General features: G+C 36.4%; 11 protein-coding genes and 2 pseudogenes. 6 read left to right on the plus strand and 7 right to left on the minus strand.

The features are described from left to right. Positions 1 to 58: 58 nt before the first annotated feature. From GNY06_RS10555 to GNY06_RS10585, 7 genes and pseudogenes are all read right to left on the minus strand, one after another. Positions 59 to 3,931, minus strand: coding sequence for a TIM-barrel domain-containing protein (locus tag GNY06_RS10555; RefSeq protein WP_244614414.1), 3,873 nt, complete (start codon positions 3,929 to 3,931; stop codon positions 59 to 61). 728 nt (positions 3,932 to 4,659) lie between these two features. Next, positions 4,660 to 5,530 (minus strand): annotated as a pseudogene (locus GNY06_RS15780) (IS982 family transposase). A 42-nt stretch (positions 5,531 to 5,572) separates the two neighbouring features. Next, a complete protein-coding gene (locus GNY06_RS13820) occupies positions 5,573 to 5,737 on the minus strand; it encodes a hypothetical protein (protein ID WP_212995112.1) in 165 nt (54 codons plus the stop codon). A gap of 578 nt (positions 5,738 to 6,315) precedes the next feature. Further along, on the minus strand, positions 6,316 to 7,929 hold the full coding sequence (locus tag GNY06_RS10570; RefSeq protein ID WP_166520040.1) for a 2-oxo acid dehydrogenase subunit E2: 1,614 nt from the start codon (positions 7,927 to 7,929) through the stop codon (positions 6,316 to 6,318). A 67-nt stretch (positions 7,930 to 7,996) separates the two neighbouring features. Next, positions 7,997 to 9,001: a pyruvate dehydrogenase (acetyl-transferring) E1 component subunit alpha gene (gene pdhA, locus GNY06_RS10575; protein ID WP_166520041.1), complete on the minus strand. Its 1,005-nt coding sequence runs from the start codon at positions 8,999 to 9,001 to the stop codon at positions 7,997 to 7,999. Between the two features lie 159 nt (positions 9,002 to 9,160). Continuing rightward, entirely contained in the window at positions 9,161 to 10,180 is a 1,020-nt protein-coding gene (gene galE / locus GNY06_RS10580; RefSeq protein WP_166520042.1) for a UDP-glucose 4-epimerase GalE, read from the minus strand. Between the two features lie 2 nt (positions 10,181 to 10,182). Beyond that, a complete protein-coding gene (locus GNY06_RS10585) occupies positions 10,183 to 11,316 on the minus strand; it encodes a DegT/DnrJ/EryC1/StrS family aminotransferase (RefSeq protein ID WP_166520043.1) in 1,134 nt (377 codons plus the stop codon). 271 nt (positions 11,317 to 11,587) lie between these two features. Between GNY06_RS10585 and GNY06_RS10590 the strand changes: the two genes are divergently transcribed. The 6 genes and pseudogenes from GNY06_RS10590 to GNY06_RS14360 form a co-directional block, all read left to right on the plus strand. Then, a complete protein-coding gene (locus GNY06_RS10590; protein WP_166520044.1) occupies positions 11,588 to 12,727 on the plus strand; it encodes an acyl-CoA dehydrogenase family protein in 1,140 nt (379 codons plus the stop codon). Positions 12,728 to 12,827: 100 nt separating this feature from the next. Further along, the gene (locus GNY06_RS10595; protein ID WP_166520045.1) at positions 12,828 to 13,436 is read left to right on the plus strand and encodes a DUF4230 domain-containing protein; all 609 of its coding nucleotides are present in this window, start codon (positions 12,828 to 12,830) and stop codon (positions 13,434 to 13,436) included. 114 nt (positions 13,437 to 13,550) lie between these two features. Then, entirely contained in the window at positions 13,551 to 14,714 is a 1,164-nt protein-coding gene (locus GNY06_RS10600; RefSeq protein WP_166520046.1) for an iron-containing alcohol dehydrogenase, read from the plus strand. Between the two features lie 150 nt (positions 14,715 to 14,864). Then, on the plus strand, positions 14,865 to 15,908 hold the full coding sequence (gene aroB, locus GNY06_RS10605) for a 3-dehydroquinate synthase (RefSeq protein WP_166520047.1): 1,044 nt from the start codon (positions 14,865 to 14,867) through the stop codon (positions 15,906 to 15,908). 201 nt (positions 15,909 to 16,109) lie between these two features. Next, on the plus strand, positions 16,110 to 16,736 hold the full coding sequence (locus GNY06_RS10610; protein WP_166520048.1) for a porin family protein: 627 nt from the start codon (positions 16,110 to 16,112) through the stop codon (positions 16,734 to 16,736). A 113-nt stretch (positions 16,737 to 16,849) separates the two neighbouring features. After that, positions 16,850 to 17,007, plus strand: a pseudogene (locus tag GNY06_RS14360) (porin family protein); the annotation flags it as partial.

The raw sequence follows: 17,007 nt of genomic DNA on the forward strand, positions 1-17,007 counted from the left end.
AATTAGTTGTGATATAGAATATGCTTTATCCTTAAAATAGCATTCTTAGGGAATAGGATTAAAATACTGCAGAATGTAGATCTTTATCTACTAAGAGCCCTTGCTGTATTTTGAGATCAAAATTCAAATCTTTTTTAGCTTTAAATTTAATAATAAAAAGGTTCAAGCTTCCCTCTATCGATTGCTGCTCACCTACATTTACAAAGGTAGGATACAGTACCTTTTCTCCATTGGAGTGCAATCTATCATTAGTGAAATTTTCCATTTTATACGTGTTTAGGGGTTTAATGCCTATGAATCCATACTTCGAACTATTATAAGGCAAAATAAAACTTAAAGCATTCACAGATCGAAGTCCCTCTCCTCGCACTGTTATCTCTATCATTTCGCCTTTAGCATAGCGATCCTTAGGAGTCGTTAATAAGAGCTTACCCGTGATTTTTTCTACAGCATCCTTACTTACTCCCCCCTCCAACTGTGTTGCCACTACGGAAATATCGTAGACATCAATCCAATGATTTTTATTGATATCTCCCCTGCTTATATAGCCTTCAAAATCAGCATCTCCTTTTCTTAATCCCGTATAATTCAGATAAGCGGTAAGGTCATTACGATCGATTAATTTATCATTATTAATATCCCCGGGAAGATAAGTTTCGGTATCCGGTACTTTAAAAACGTAGAGTTCTCTTCCCGAACCATAGTTGCCTACAGCCTGTTTTACATGAATTTTAATATATCGAGCTTTAGGCTGGGCTTTAAATATAAATTCTTTAAGATTAAAATCATCTTTCCATTCAAAATATCCAGCCTTTATCCACTGCTGTTTATCTATACTATACGCTACACTTCCTTTTTGGATCAGACCATTTCTACCATCATTGCGGGGTAAAAACTGAAATTTATCCAATTGATTTATAGATTTAAGGTCTAAGACGATATCAAAGGGCACTGCCACTGCCTTAGAACTATAACGAGTATGCCACATAGAACCTTCTTCGCCGTCCAAAAGTTTATACAGCTCAAAACCTTCCTGGGCTTCTGCAGAACTCTCCCCATCTATTCCCCTAATTGCAAAAGTTAAAGGATCTATTTTTGTTTTAGCCTGCCCAGTGGTCCAGCCAGAACTCCCCTCTTTATTTACGGCCCTTATCTTAAAGGTGTATTCTGTTTCGGGGCTCAGTCCTTCCAACAAAAATGAGGTGTTTTTTATCGTGGAATACAGCTGACCCTCAAAATATATTTCATAATAATCGGCATTTTGAACCTCATCCCAGTTAATCTTCAGACTAGAATCCTTTTTATCTTGGTCTTGTACGCGAATATTAGTAGGAAAATGTAAATAGCCCGCACTTACTTTCAAAGGGTGAGCAGGCTTAAAATGAAAACCCTTTACTTCAATGCAGATCTCTGCCTGGGTAATATCGGTTTGGGCAATATGTACCCATAGCTGAGGGTTCTTAATAATGTTCACCCTCTCAAATGCACTTCCCGGTGTTGAAAACCTATTAAAATTAGGTTTTTGGTAATAGAAATATACATTTTCCTGAGTTTTAAATTCAGCTAATGAATTTACCTCTTTAAGCACAACCTGCTTTTGATTGATGTTAGCGATAATCTCTTTAGGCTTTTGGGTAACATTAATTCTGAATTCTGTATTTTTATCTTTTATAAAACCTGTGAAATTATTTTTTGTAGGATGGACTACAATAAGGGCTCTGTCCTGAACGACATTGGATGTTATGAGGGTCGTTGTGCCCCTTCCCTTTTTATACTGCTCTGTGGCTCCGTCATCATCATATTCTATGAAAGAAGACTTACCAAAGGGATAAATTTCATAAACCCTAAGGTTTTTGTCGATTTCAGAAATATGATTATGTGGATGATACATTGGAATAATAGCCCCGCGTTTTACAAATATGGGAAGTTTCCATAAGGGGCTCTCTATATTATTAATGATCTGCCCACCTTCATACTCTTCTCCTGTAAGATAATCAACCCATAGTCCTTTGGGGAGATAGATATTATCACGCATATCGTTTCCCTTTTTATCGGATTTTGTTTCCTGGTAAATAGGTGCTACGAGAAAGTTGGGACCGTACATAAATTGATATTGCGTCCTTTTTCCCTCAGTATACGGATTTCGTTCTTCTAAAAACATGGCCCTTATCATGGGTAAGCCTGTAACAGCTTCTTTGGCGATGCTATAAGTATAGGGGATAAGTTCAGATTTTAGTTTAAGATAATTTCTATTGATAGAGGTAAATGGCTCGCCCATAGCGTGTGGATATTTTTCATTAGAACCCCAGCCATCCATATTCAATTGCATAGGCGTGAAGGTTTTCCACTGAAAATCTCGGGTATTGACAATAGGTTTTTTACCACCAAAGATACCATCCATATCAGAGGTAATATTAGGTTGACCAGAGAGACCAGCTCCAATATAAGTAGGGATATGAAAGCGAATATATTCCCACATTCCTCCAGTTTGATCTCCCGACCATACTCCGGCATAGCGCTGGGTACCCGCCCACCCATCCAATGAAATAATAAAAGGTCGGGCATTGTTCCCATATCTCGACATGATCTCTGCTACTTCTGCTATTCCGTTTAATCCAAATGAATATCCTGCTCCTACCCATGCCACATCCGTTTTCAAAACACGAGCCCCCGCATCTCTTACCTCTTTAATAATATCTCTTTGCAATAATGGACTAATATCCTTTTTGGGATGAAGATCAGATTGTGTCCACAACCCCATTTCAACCCCGTTTTCGCGAGCATAATCTCCAAACTTATTTAGGTTGCTAATGTTGCCATCTAAAGTATTCTCCTGGCCATAACCAGCACCATAACCATCATTAGGCAGAATCCACCCCAATGGCATATCATGTTTTTTATAACGATCAATGACTGCTCTTGCAGAAAATTGATAATTATTTTTTTCTCCATTTAAAGATTCTTTAATTCCTCCATTATCTTTCTGACTTTCTCTATAGTACTTTCCATCCTCAAAAAGAATTCCTTTAGGGTTTTCCTTCCAATAATCTCTATTATAGGCATTGAGATGCCCTTCATAGAAACCAAATTTGGGAAGAAGTACAGGGTTTCCGGTAAGTTGGTAGAAATCGTTAAGTAAAGCAACAGGTAAATCATTTACCATGAAAAACACATCCATATAATTCTCTTCATGAAATAAAGAAACTTTTCCTTTATGCTGATTTCCAAAATCGTATTTCCCTTTTTTAAAGGTATACCACATTACACCATATCCTTTGGAAGACCAATAAAAAGGTGCGGGAGAGGCAACGCCTCCATCAATCCAGCTGTTTTGATTTTCTATGGCAATCATTTTTCCTTTATGCGAAAAACGGCCGTTTTGAACTCCTCCCCCATAAAAATATTCTTGTGCGCCTTCTTTTAGACTAAGCTTTACTTTGTTTTTTTCGAAATGCAAAGGTTCTATTTCCTCTGCTACTGTAGCATTTGACCGAAGGTTGATCAACTTAAAAAGTGAAGTCTTTTTATCAAAAACAACTTGTATTTTGTCCGTTGTAATAGTCAATTGATCAGTATCCTGAGCCAAATAAAGCTTGCCCAATGGCTTCCTGGGCTTATCAACTAATATTTTCGCTTCAGGTTTTGCTTCGGGATCCCTAAATCCTTTACCTGTATTATCCTGAAATAGTCTGAATATATGATCGGCATAAAAATCGAGTAACATTTTTTGCTGATTGGAAAATTTGATTTCAATCGTGGTCGCATTGCTTTTGTAAGCACTTATAATTTGATATTCTGGCTGAAAAACAGTGTCTGTTTTTAATATTCGCGTTTGCGGAGTGTATAGGCTGCTTTTACAAAATACTAAAAGTGGAAAAATTAATAGTATGGCCCCTATATTTTTTTTAATCAAGATTTTTATTTTCATCATATTAAGTTTGGTCAAATAAATATATGAAAATCAATACTTAGCTTGATAATTTATCAATCATTATTAATAGGTTGTCCTTTTTTATTGATTCGTTTTACAATTATTGAACTCTTGCAGAATCAGTATTTTAACCATCTGGGTTATTGTCCAGCATAAAATCTTAGGTTCGTTCGGATGCCTATAAGTGACTTTTAAATTGCAGTATCATGATATTGTAATGTTGGGCATTAAGCGGTAAACAATGGTATTGTTTGGCAAGATTCTTATAGTGGGTATAAAATGAAAAAGGTAGTAATTTATACTACCTTTCCAAGCTTGTTGTAAAATTAATTTTGGCCCTACTCTTTATCGAAACTAATGCTTACATTTCCTGAACCTACTGCCTACACCAAATTTTCCACATCATCTAACCTACCCAATTTTGGGTAGGTGTTGGGCAGACCATAATATTTTTCCTTATTGTTTAGCTGCACAATGATTAAAGGACAGCATTTGTTGGAATGCTCTTGCCGAATTGTTATCTAAAAGTATAGCTGTAAAGGTGGTCCCCCCCCACCTTTATTTTGATTTTACCCCCTAGCCTTTGTATTGTTAGGCGTAATATTATTTGTTTTGCTATCATCATATCACTCTTGTCTTGTGACGGAGTTCTTTGACATAAAGGGCAAAATCATTAAAAAAGAGAATGTTTCAGACTAGTATTTCACTTTAAATAACCTGTTGTACATTTAGAACAGATTCACTTTTAAGCTGTTTAAACTTCTGTTAAAGACAAAAAAAATAAGGTATTGAATCCTGGTAAAAGCAGTTATTTTTGAAGCTATTCTGGTGGCTAAACCCTGAAATGTTTTTGCAAAATGGATATGAATGGAAAATTGTCCACACAGTTGAGAAATATTGGTTTCAATTCGTTTTTTAATCTTTGCTTTTGTGGTTGAAAACTGGGCAAAATGATGTTGGTTTTTGCGCCTAGGCACTGAAATACTGATGATGGAATAAATCAACCTGAAGAGTTTTGCTTATATAAGCCATGCCTCCTATTAACAAGCAGTTTTGGAAAGTTTCCTTTATATCGTGAAGGTCATTTACATCATGAACATTTGCTGGTGAAAAATCAAACGAATGAAAGATGACATTTTTATCGCAAACTGCATGAAGTTTAAAGCCAAAGTAACCTATTTTCTGTGCCGTACCATATCCAAATTCGGGATTTATTGGCTCGGTGGAACAAATTAATGAAGGTTTTGCCCGACTCATTTTACAAATTGCAACAGGGGTGGGATCCACTACAAAAACAGCTGTGAAACCTGAAAATTTACAACTTAGGGTCTCTCTTATTTTCTCTATGCAGCAGAAAAGTTTTCTTTTTCTTCTATTGTATACACTTCTTTCTATTTTATCTTCCAAATCTGTTCCTGAAATACACCTAAATAGTTGTAATTCAAAGTTAATAGACCTATATTCCGCAGTAATATTAAGGGCCACAAGCTCCAGATCAGACTATTTGGGAATCCTGATTTGCCTAGAGGAATCAATATCTGTACAGATATTGGTTAATTCTTTTAAAATAATTTTGTAATTTTGAATGAGATTGTTTATGTGTTTAAATATTGGCAATCAATTAAATATGCGATTTTTTAATCAAATGAATAATCTTTTTTCTTTTTTAATTCCTAAATGCACAACAGGTTTTAAAGACTCTTTAAAAAATATTTCCAGTTTACTGAAAGGGATCACCTCAACCTTGTCGTACAAATCAACATTTACGGCATTTGGTACAAGCATTAATTCCTTTGGTTCTGCCACTGCTTTAAAAGCATATTCACTGAATCTCCGGCAATGATAAATAGCGATCTTGGCGAAATCTCTTTAATGTAGGTCAATATGGGCATATTCATAAACGACCAAGCATTGGTAGTATTCCACGCACCAGTTGAGTTAATGCATCGTTCGTGAAAACCTCAGTCAGGACTTAGATTGACGATTTATAAATAATTATTAAATTGAAAATCAAGAGCCCATCACTAATATAAAAACACTTTCAGATATACGTAAAAAATTAAAAGTTCTCCATTATGCAAAAGATATTATTAGTATTTCAAGAGAAGCCTTTTATCAATGGATAAGATCAGAAGGGAAACAAGTTTAATTATGAACTGAAATTCCACAACAAAGACTTTTAAACGATGTGAGAAACAAATACCCCTAGACTTATACTGCTTTGAAAGGTAAAAAATTCTATGTAGTACTCAAAGAGCAATTAAATACTAATCCCTCTAAAATTTATTATATTCGCTTATCAAGCTTCGTTATAAGACTCAAAAGAAGTAATAAAAAAGCCCTTTCCAATAAAGGAAAAGGCTTTTTTATATTTTATTTAGCTTTTACACCAATAAACTAAATGGATTTTCAAGATAAGTTCTCAATGTTTGTAAGAATTCAGCTCCTGTTGCCCCATCTATAACCCTGTGATCACAAGCTAATGAAAGCTTCATGGTGTTGCCTACCACAATTTGTCCATCTTTAACCACAGGCTTTTCAATAATGGCCCCTACAGAAAGAATGGCTGAGTTGGGTTGGTTTATAATACTGGTAAAAGTTTCTATACCAAACATACCCAAATTAGAAATAGAGAAAGTGCTCCCCTCCATTTCATTGGCTTTAAGACCTTTATTTTTAGCTCTTGATGCCATATCCTTAACCGCTGAAGAAATATCTGAGTAAGACATATGGTCCGTATTTTTGAGTACAGGTACCACCAAACCATCCGGAATTGCAACAGCTACACCAATATTGATATTGCCTCGGTGGATAACCTTATCTCCTGCCCAAGAACTATTTACCTGCGGATGTTTTCTTAAAGCCATAGCGGTTGCTTTGATAATCATATCATTGAAAGATACCTTAGTATCCGGAAGGCTATTGATTTCTTTTCTGGCAGCAATGGCTTTGTCCATATTGATTTCTACCATAAGATAGTAATGAGGTGCCGAGAATTTACTATCGGAGAGCCTTTTTGCGATAACATTACGAACCTGAGAGTTGGTGGTTTCGGTATCCTCTCCGCTTATAATGTTAAGGCTAGGTTTTGAAGGAGTTGACACTGTTGAGTTATTTTGAAACTCTGCAGCAGCAGAAGGCTTATATTCCTCAACATCTTTTTTGACAATTCTGCCACCTTCTCCAGAACCTTTTATCGTTGAAATGTCGATTCCTTTTTCTTGGGCTATTTTACGGGCTAGTGGAGAAATAGCAATTCTATCACCTGTAACTGTATTCGTGCGGGTATCTGCCTCGTTTTCTTTTGAAGAAACTTCCTCTACTGTATTTTTTTCGAGAGCTTTTGAAGTTTTGTTGCCCTCTACTGGAGCCTTTCCAGATGTTAATCCTGAAATATCGGTTCCCGCAGGTCCAATAATCGCCAATACCTTATCGACAAGGGCCGCAGCGCCCTCCTGAACACCTTGATAAAGCAGGGTGCCGTCAAATTCAGACTCAAAGTCCTGGACTGCTTTATCGGTTTCTATTTCCGCAATAATATCACCTTCTTTTACGGAGTCCCCTACCTGTTTATGCCATTTTGCAACCTTACCTTCTGTCATGGTATCTGAAAGGCGTGGCATGCTGATTACTTCTACTCCCTCAGGGACATCTGCTGAGCGTGAAGATTCATCGGGAGTATTTTCTGCTGGAGTCTCTTGTTTTTCTGTATCCTCTTTTTCCGCTGTTTTATCCCCTAATAAAGATGAGATATCCTCTCCTTCTTCTCCAATAATACAGAGTGTATTATCCACAGGTGCCTGTTCCCCTTCCTGAATACCTATATACAAAAGTGTACCATTAAATTCAGACTCAAAGTCTTGTACCGCTTTATCGGTTTCTATTTCAGCAATAAGATCACCTTCTTTTACAGTATCGCCTACTTTTTTATGCCATTTTGAAACCTTACCTTCCGTCATGGTATCCGAAAGACGCGGCATTGTTATTACTTCCGCCATAATTTTCTTTATTTTAAATTTAAAATCCGAGATTACGCATATTCCGCCTACAAATTCTAAATCAATATCATTTATTTTCTAGTTGATCTACAAATGGATAATCGGGTTCTGAATATACAAAGTCATAGACCTGTGAAGTCTCAGGATATGCTGAATTTTCCATAAATTCTACACAATCCTCAACAAATTGTTTGGATTGAGCATCAATGGCTTCTAGCTCAGATTCTGTAGACCAGCCGTTGGTTAGGATCTTATGCTTTACCTGTTCTATAGGATCCTCATTCTTCATGACTCCTACTTCGTCTTTTGTTCTGTAAGGCTCAGCATCAGACATAGAATGGCCTCTATAGCGATAGGTACGTGCCTCAAGGAAGGTAGGACCTTCTCCTCTCCTAGCCCTTTCAATGGCTTCAAAAGCAGCCTCGGCTACTTTTTCAGGATCCATGGCATCAATAGGTCGGCATGGCATCTCATAACCTAAACCTAATTTATAAATATCTTCATGATTAGCTGTTCTCTTTACTGAAGTTCCCATAGCATATTGGTTATTCTCTACTACAAAAACCACAGGCAGCTTCCAGTTCATGGCCATATTAAAAGTTTCATGAAGAGATCCCTGACGGGCAGCTCCGTCTCCAAAGAAACAAATATTAACACCCCCTGTTTTAAAGTATTTATCCGCGAAAGCAATACCTGCACCTAAAGGAATCTGCCCCCCTACAATACCATGTCCTCCATAAAAACGATGTTCTTTGCTGAAGATATGCATGGAACCTCCCATACCGCGGGATGTACCGGTAACCTTACCACATAATTCTGCCATAATCCTCTTAGGGTCTACACCCATTGCCATGGGGTGGATATGACACCTGTATGCGGTAATCATACTGTCTTTGGTTAAGTCCATGGCGTGGGTAAAACCAGCTGGTATAGCTTCTTGCCCATTATACAGATGCAAAAAACCTCTGATTTTTTGCTTTAAATAAAGAGAACGACACTTATCCTCAAAGCGTCTCCACATCGTCATATCCTCATACCATTTCAGGTAGACTTCTTTAGAAAATTCTTTCATGTGTAACTTTTGTTATTTTTTATAATTATTAGGATGCGTTGGATCCCTATAATTATCGAATCAAGAGTACAAAAATAATAAAAAACTTCGTTATATTGTGCATAAGACCGAAGAAGACTGATTATATTTATATAATATAATTCTTAAAAACAATTTTAATTATGAATTTCTACTCTCCAGATGTTTTTGCCACTGCCATGTGGTTTTTAAGGCTTCTTCTAGACTTGTAGAAGCTTTCCAGTTGAGTTCCCGCTCTGCTTTAGATACATCCGCGTAAGCAATAGTGATATCCCCAGTACGACGCGGTTTGAACTCGTATTTTACCCTTACCTGATTGGCGGCCTCAAAGCCTTTTACTACTTCCAATACCGAAGAGCCTTTTCCGGTCCCTAAATTATAAATATCTATAAGGCTATCTGTTTTATGATGAATGACTTTCTTTAGTGCAGCTACATGTGCTTTAGCCAGATCTACTACATAAATATAATCGCGAATAGCGGTGCCGTCTGCTGTAGGGTAATCTTGACCGAAAATGCTTAAACACGCTCGAATTCCCGCGGCAGTTTGACATATGTAGGGAACCAAATTATTGGGCACTCCCAACGGAAGCTCACCGATCAAGGCACTAGGATGCGCCCCTATGGGATTAAAATATCTTAATAAACTCACTTTTTTGTGGTGAGCTATTGCAAAGTCCTTCAGTATATCCTCCCCCATACGCTTGGTTCTTCCATAAGAAGATTCAGGTTGCTTTAAAGGAGTTTCTTCCCAGATAGGCATTTCGTCCGCCTGACCATAGACTGTACAAGACGAACTAAAAATAAAATTGGAAATATTTCTAGACTTAAACTCTTGGAGGAGGTTAATAAGAGAAAACAGATTGTTTTCATAGTAATCTATAGGTTTTTCTTGGCTTTCCCCCACCGCTTTATAGGCTGCAAAATGTATACACGCCTCAATTTTGTGAGCTTCTAGAACCTGAGTAAGCAATTCCCTCCTTTTCAAATCAAAGGGATAGAACACAGGTCTTACCCCTGTGATTTTTTGGATTCCATCCAATATATATTTTTCCGTATTGGAGAGGTCGTCGACAATAATCACCTCAAAATTACTTTGGATAAGTTCCACTACTGTATGGGACCCTATGTAGCCGAGTCCTCCAGTCACTAATATAGCCATAGTTATGGTGTTGTATTCATAAATTCTAAAACGCTTTGTGTGATATAATTGAGCTGTTCTTCATCCAGCTCAGTATGCATTGGGAGAGATATTACCTGCTCTAGCAATCTATCTGTATTCTCAAAATCGGCAGCTTTACTTTCTTGAAAATAAGCTTTTTGTTTTCTTAAAGCTACGGGATAGTAGATCATTGCCGGGATATCTCTAGAGGCTAAAAATTCTTGTAGTCCATTCCGCTTCCCATTTAATATCCTGAGTGTGTATTGATGAAAAACATGTGTAGAATAGGGTGAGCGACTCGGAATAAGAATTTGATCATGATTGGCAAATGCCTTATCGTAATAATCCGCCGCTTCATTTCTGGCCTTGGTATAGGCATCTAGAAGTTTAAGTTTTATCCGGAGAACTACAGCTTGTATACTGTCTAAACGAGAGTTAACACCTACCTCATCGTGGTAATATCTACGGTACATACCGTGATTTACAATACCACGCATTTTGTGAGCGAGTGTCTCATCATTGGTGAAAATAGCGCCTCCGTCGCCATAGCATCCCAAATTTTTAGAAGGAAAAAAGGAGGTAGTACCTATCGTACCCATGGTTCCTGATTTTTGTTGGGTACCATCTGAGAAAGTATAATTCGCTCCTATAGCCTGTGCGTTATCTTCAATAACATATAAATGATGTTCTTTGGCTATTTTTAGGATTTCTTCCATATTCGCACATTGACCGAAAAGGTGAACAGGAATAATCGCTTTTGTATTAGGGGTAATGGCTGATTTAAGTTTCTCTGTATTTATCGTAAAGTTATTGTAATCCACATCTACCAAGACCGATTTAAGTTTTAATAAATGAATTACTTCTACCGTAGCAGCAAAGGTAAAATCAGCAGTGATGACTTCATCCCCTTCTTTAAGATCCAGTGCCATCAATGCTATTTGTAAAGCATCGGTCCCATTTGCACACGGAATTACATGTTTTACATTGAGGTAGTCTTGTAATTCTGTCGTAAAAGCTTTTACTGCTGGGCCATTCACAAAAGTGGCGGAGTCCATTACCTCTACTACTTCTTTATCTACTTCACTTTTTATTTTCCGATATTGACTTTGTAAGTCAACCATCTGTATCTTTCTCATGTATGATTATAATATGGTACAAATTTATTATTTTATTTTAAGAATTATTGTATTAATGAGCGATATCATCTCTAAACGCTTCCCCTACATTAATTAAAGGTTTTTACAAATATTATTCAGATTCTATGACTCCCGATGATTAACTGGTGATTTATTTATAGTCGTATCATTAGGAATTGTACAAAATATAACTGAAGGTAGATTTTGTACAATTCCTAATATTCATGCATTTTAATACCTTTTTCATTATATTTGGAAAAAATAGACTCCTATGAATTTAAAAACTCCAGAAACGCTAAAAATCATTTCAGAGACAGCACGTGATTTTGCAGAAAAAAATATAAGACCATATATGATGGAATGGGATGAATCACAATATTTTCCCAAAGATTTATTTCATCAATTGGGTGAAATGGGTTTCATGGGCGTGGTCATACCGGAAGAGTATGGGGGGTCTGGGCTTAACTATCACGAATATGTAAATATTATAGACGAAATCTCCCAGGTAGATCCCTCTATAGGCTTATCTTTAGCTGCTCACAATTCTCTATGTACCAATCATATTTACGAATTTGGAAACCAAGAGCAAAAAATGAGATGGCTTCCCCAATTGGCATCAGGAAAGAGCATTGGAGCCTGGGGCCTCACAGAACACAATACAGGTTCAGATGCCGGGGGAATGTCCACTACTGCTGTTAGGGATGGTAACGACTGGATTATCAATGGTGCTAAAAATTTTATTACCCATGCGATTTCGGGAGATATTGCGGTAGTGATGACCCGTACTGGAGAAAAGGGAGCTTCTAACAATGCTACCGCTTTTGTTTTAGAAAAAGGCATGCTTGGATTTTATGCAGGAAAAAAAGAAAATAAACTCGGCATGAGAGCTTCTGAAACAGCAGAATTGATTTTTGATCAGGTACGGGTTCCAGACACCCATCGTCTGGGGAATGTAGGTGAGGGATTTAAACAAGCACTAAAAATATTGGATGGGGGCAGAATTTCTATCGCCGCTTTAAGTTTAGGGATTGCAAAAGGAGCCTATAAAGCAGCTCTGAAATACGCAAAAGAAAGAAAGCAGTTCGGTAAAGCTATAGCTGATTTTCAAGCAATTAATTTTAAATTGGTTGATATGATTACCGAAATTGAAGCTTCAGCATTATTGATTGATCGGGCTGCCCACTTAAAAAACAAGCATCAAAAAATGACCCGAGAAGGCGCTATGGCCAAGTTGTATGCTTCAGAAGCTTGTGTAAGGATTGCCAACGAAGCCCTACAGATTTTTGGAGGATATGGTTATACAAAAGATTTTCCGGCAGAAAAATATTACCGCGACTCTAAACTCTGTACTATTGGTGAAGGTACTTCCGAAATTCAGAAACTGGTAATTGGAAGGGAGATTATGCAATAGTATTAATAATGTCTCCAAGTTTATTTACCAATATTAATATCTATATATAACATCTTAAAAATTTTAACATATTAATTTAAGATAGGCTAAAACTAAAACATTGAAAAAGATACCTACTTATGTCGCTATTTTAATCGGCGTACTTTCTACCCTATTGTTTGTATCGGTATGGCGACAATACACTGAAAGAAAAGCGAAATTCATCAATCAAGAGTATTATCTGCTCAGCAATCAAATTGATAAGATGAATAAAATGCTAGTATTGGAACAGAATTTCTCTAGTTTCCAAACGCATAAAAGCGCCATTTTTCAGGTTTCGGGATACGATATTCTGCCAAAAGAGATGGTGCTTTATACTACAGCTAAAGCTCAGGTAACTTACGATCTAAAAAACATGAAAATTAATGTGGACAGCCTTCAGAAAAAACTCATCATTACGAATCTCCCCCGAGCGGAGATTAAAATATATCCGGATGTTAGAATTCATTTTATGGATGATTATGCACTTAATCGCTTCGACCAGAAAAGTATTAATGAAATTATAGCATCTGCTAAGCAAAATATGCTAAAAAGTATAAATAAGAAAAAATTGGAGCAACAAGGCCATGAGCAACTTATTCGGAATTTAAATGATCTTTTTGTACTGGCCCGAGCGTTACATTATAAAATAGAAGATCGAACGGGAGAGCTGAAAAAGATTAGATCTTAAATTCTCAAATCGCTCATCTTTTTCAGTTTTATGATGTGCTAAAATCTAATACCGATATGGCTAGGTTTATCAAAAAAAAACTAAATTAGCTGGCTAATAAAAACTCAAAGTATAATGCTCAATTTTAAATATAAAAATCCAACTAAAATTATTTTTGGAAAAGACCAAATTTCAGCACTACAACAAGAAATTCCTGTAGAAGCTAACATTCTTCTGCTATATGGAGGAGGTAGCATTAAAAAAAACGGAATCTACCAACAGGTAAAGGATGCTTTAAGCCAACATCATGTGGAAGAATTTGGAGGAATTCCTGCTAATCCTGAGTATGAAGTACTAATGGAAGCCTTAAAACTTATTAAGGAAAAAAATATAAATTACCTATTAGCAGTAGGTGGTGGATCGGTAATTGATGGGACAAAATACCTGGCAGCAGCAGCAAAATATAATGGGGATGCCTGGGATATTTTAAGAAACTCTATTTACACCCTGGAAGGTGAAGCTCTTCCTTTTTCAACCGTACTAACTTTGCCTGCTACAGGTTCTGAAATGAACTCCGGTTACGTAATTTCTCGTAGGGCTACCCAAGAAAAACTTTCAGCTGGAGGTCCAGGATTATTTCCTCAGGTCTCTGTTTTGGATCCAGAGGTTATCCGCTCTATTCCTAAAAATCAAATATCGAATGGAATTGCTGATGCCTATACCCATGTATTGGAACAATATATGACCTATCCTGTGGGGGCTTCACTTCAAGATCGTTTTGCTGAAAGTATTTTGCAATCCCTACAGGAAGTAGCGCCTAAAGTAATGTCGGAAGAGTTTAATTATACCGCAGCTGCTGATTTTATGTGGTGTTGTACGATGGCGCTTAACGGTCTTATCCAAAAAGGGGTTCCTACGGATTGGTCGGTGCACGCTATAGGACATGAACTTACCGCCTATTACAATATCGATCATGCCCGTACATTGGCCATTATCGCCCCGAGTCACTATCGCTATAATTTAAAGTATAAAAAAGAAAAATTGGCGCAATATGGGGAAAGAGTATGGGGCATAGAATGCGGAACAACAGAAGAAAAGGCTCTTCTAGCGATTGAAAAATTGGAGACCTTCTTCCATTCTCTTGGAATTAAAACCAAGCTTTCAGAATATACTGAGGATTACAACGGAACTGCAGAACGTGTAGAAAAAACATTCAAAGACAGAAATATGCTGGGTATTGGTGAGCGTAAGCAACTCAGTCCTTCCGATGCACGGAGTATTGTAGAGATGAGTTATTAAATAAAATAGCATTATTTGTGTGATAATAGTAATGCATTTATATTTTGTTTTTAAACTATTTTCGGATCAGGAAGGTATTGCTAATATACATTTGGCTTACACCACTGATCTTTAATTTGATAAATCCTACAAAAAAAATCAATTCCCAGTATGATCAGTTTTTTAGATGATGACTTTAGTGAGCTTAACCAATATATAAAAGAAATTAAACCTAGCCTTCTACTGCTATTAGTAGATCATAATGTCCACGAACATTGCCTTCCCTTATTTTTATCTCGATTGGAAACCGATATTCGTTTTGAAATTATCGAAATTGAAGCGGGTGAAGAGATGAAAAACTTGAATACGGCTGCACAATTATGGGACATTCTGTCTGATTTTGAAGTCGATAGAAATGCTTTAATGGTGAATATAGGAGGCGGTGTTATCACCGATATAGGCGGTTTTATAGCATCCACTTATAAAAGAGGGATTAAATTTATCAATATCCCTACTACTCTTTTGGGAATGGTAGATGCTTCTATAGGAGGAAAAACAGGTATAGACCACCATTTTTATAAAAATATTATTGGGACTTTTGCATATCCTGAACGTATATATGCCTACCCTAAATTTTTTAGAACCCTTGATTTTGTACAATTGAGAAGTGGCTTTGCCGAAATGCTAAAACACGGACTTATAGCTTCTAAGGAACACTGGGATAAACTTAAAAAGATTACTTTAACCCCTGAAAATATAGAGCCTTATGTCTTAGCGTCGATGAAATTAAAACAAAAAGTGGTGGAACAAGACTTCAAGGAGAAAAATATTCGTAAAATACTTAACTTCGGACATACTCTTGGCCATTCGATAGAGAGTCTTTTTCTTCAGAATCATACACCTATTCCTCATGGAGAGGCTATCGCGGCAGGTATGATTATGGAATCCCATCTTGCATTTAGCCATAGTCTTATAGAGGAAGCTGTCCTGACTGAAATTAGCAGTTGTCTACGGTCTATATATCCCTATCTCCCTATTGGCAAATTGGATAAAGACGAAATCTATAATCTAATGCTGAACGACAAAAAAAACAGCCAAGGAAGTATGCGATTTTCACTTATCGATCGTATTGGCCATTGTGTATACGATTATCAAACCACAAAAAGTCAGATTGAGGAGGCTTTAGAGTATTATAAGAATGTCTATTTGTCATGATTCTACTCTCTTTTTTTGTGATAAAATTACAATTAAACAATTAATAAATAGATATTTACAATTAAACGATATAAAAGAATGATGACAAAATATTCAATAGAATTAAAGTTTGGCATTTGATTTGTCTTAATCTTAAGCGTTGAAGAAACTAATAAAATTTAAATACTATTAAAAATAATACAACAAGTAAAATTCAAAACTATGAAAAAAGTGTTTTTAGGTATAGGAGTAGTTCTAGGTACCATGGCTTCTGCCCAAACGACAAATGACGGAATCAGATTTGGTATCAAAGGCGGGGGTAATCTTTCTACAATAACAGACGGTAAATTTAAAAATACAGAGCACAAGTTTGGTTTTAACGGGGGGGTATTTATGAACGTACCTTTATCGTCTCAGTTCAATTTTCAACCTGAGGTTATCTATAACTATGTGGGTGCCAAAACCACTACAGAAGGTAGTAGCTCTAAAACTTATAGTACAAACTTAGGCTACGTTACTGTTCCTTTAATGGTTCAGTTGAATGTAACACCAGAGCTTTATGTAGAAGCAGGTCCTGAATTTGGTTACTTAGTAAATGCAAACAACAAACTAAAAGATGGCAACACCTCTACAACAGATAATTGGTCTAAGGATGCTTTGGATGAGCTAAAAAGGTTCAACGCAGGCGGTGCTATTGGTTTAGGTTACAGAATTACAGACAATTGGGGTGTCAATGCAAGATATACCAACGGATTTACTAAAATAGGTAAAAAAGATACTACTATAGGAAAAGAATTCCGCAATTCTAAGAATGAAAACATTCAATTAGGATTAAATTATACATTTTAAGCCGAACTTAGTTTCAATAATAAAGCCCGATAAATTATCGGGCTTTATTATTAAAGGGTATAAGTTGGCATTTTGTTTGCAGAATATTGATCATAATAAATAAATTTTAATTTATGAAAAAATTATTTTTAGGACTGGGTGTAATGATGGGAACATTTGCTTTTTCACAAACTGGTCCAAAATTCGGGATTAAGGCAGGAATGAACGTATCTTCAATCTCCAAAGACCAAAATCTCAGCGATACAAAATCTAAAGTAGGTTTTAACGCGGG

Source organism: Elizabethkingia argenteiflava, from assembly GCF_009904105.1.
GTDB classification, from domain to species: domain Bacteria; phylum Bacteroidota; class Bacteroidia; order Flavobacteriales; family Weeksellaceae; genus Elizabethkingia; species Elizabethkingia argenteiflava.

What these genes read in the sequence shown, in the direction of transcription:
- GNY06_RS10555 (WP_244614414.1), bottom strand. Translation starts at nt 3,931, where the DNA reads ATGATGAAAATAAAAATCTTGATTAAAAAAAATATAGGGGCCATACTA.
- GNY06_RS10570 (WP_166520040.1), bottom strand. Translation starts at nt 7,929, where the DNA reads ATGGCGGAAGTAATAACAATGCCGCGTCTTTCGGATACCATGACGGAA.
- pdhA (WP_166520041.1), bottom strand. Translation starts at nt 9,001, where the DNA reads ATGAAAGAATTTTCTAAAGAAGTCTACCTGAAATGGTATGAGGATATG.
- galE (WP_166520042.1), bottom strand. Translation starts at nt 10,180, where the DNA reads ATGGCTATATTAGTGACTGGAGGACTCGGCTACATAGGGTCCCATACA.
- GNY06_RS10585 (WP_166520043.1), bottom strand. Translation starts at nt 11,316, where the DNA reads ATGAGAAAGATACAGATGGTTGACTTACAAAGTCAATATCGGAAAATA.
- GNY06_RS10590 (WP_166520044.1), top strand. Translation starts at nt 11,588, where the DNA reads ATGAATTTAAAAACTCCAGAAACGCTAAAAATCATTTCAGAGACAGCA.
- GNY06_RS10600 (WP_166520046.1), top strand. Translation starts at nt 13,551, where the DNA reads ATGCTCAATTTTAAATATAAAAATCCAACTAAAATTATTTTTGGAAAA.
- aroB (WP_166520047.1), top strand. Translation starts at nt 14,865, where the DNA reads ATGATCAGTTTTTTAGATGATGACTTTAGTGAGCTTAACCAATATATA.
- GNY06_RS10610 (WP_166520048.1), top strand. Translation starts at nt 16,110, where the DNA reads ATGAAAAAAGTGTTTTTAGGTATAGGAGTAGTTCTAGGTACCATGGCT.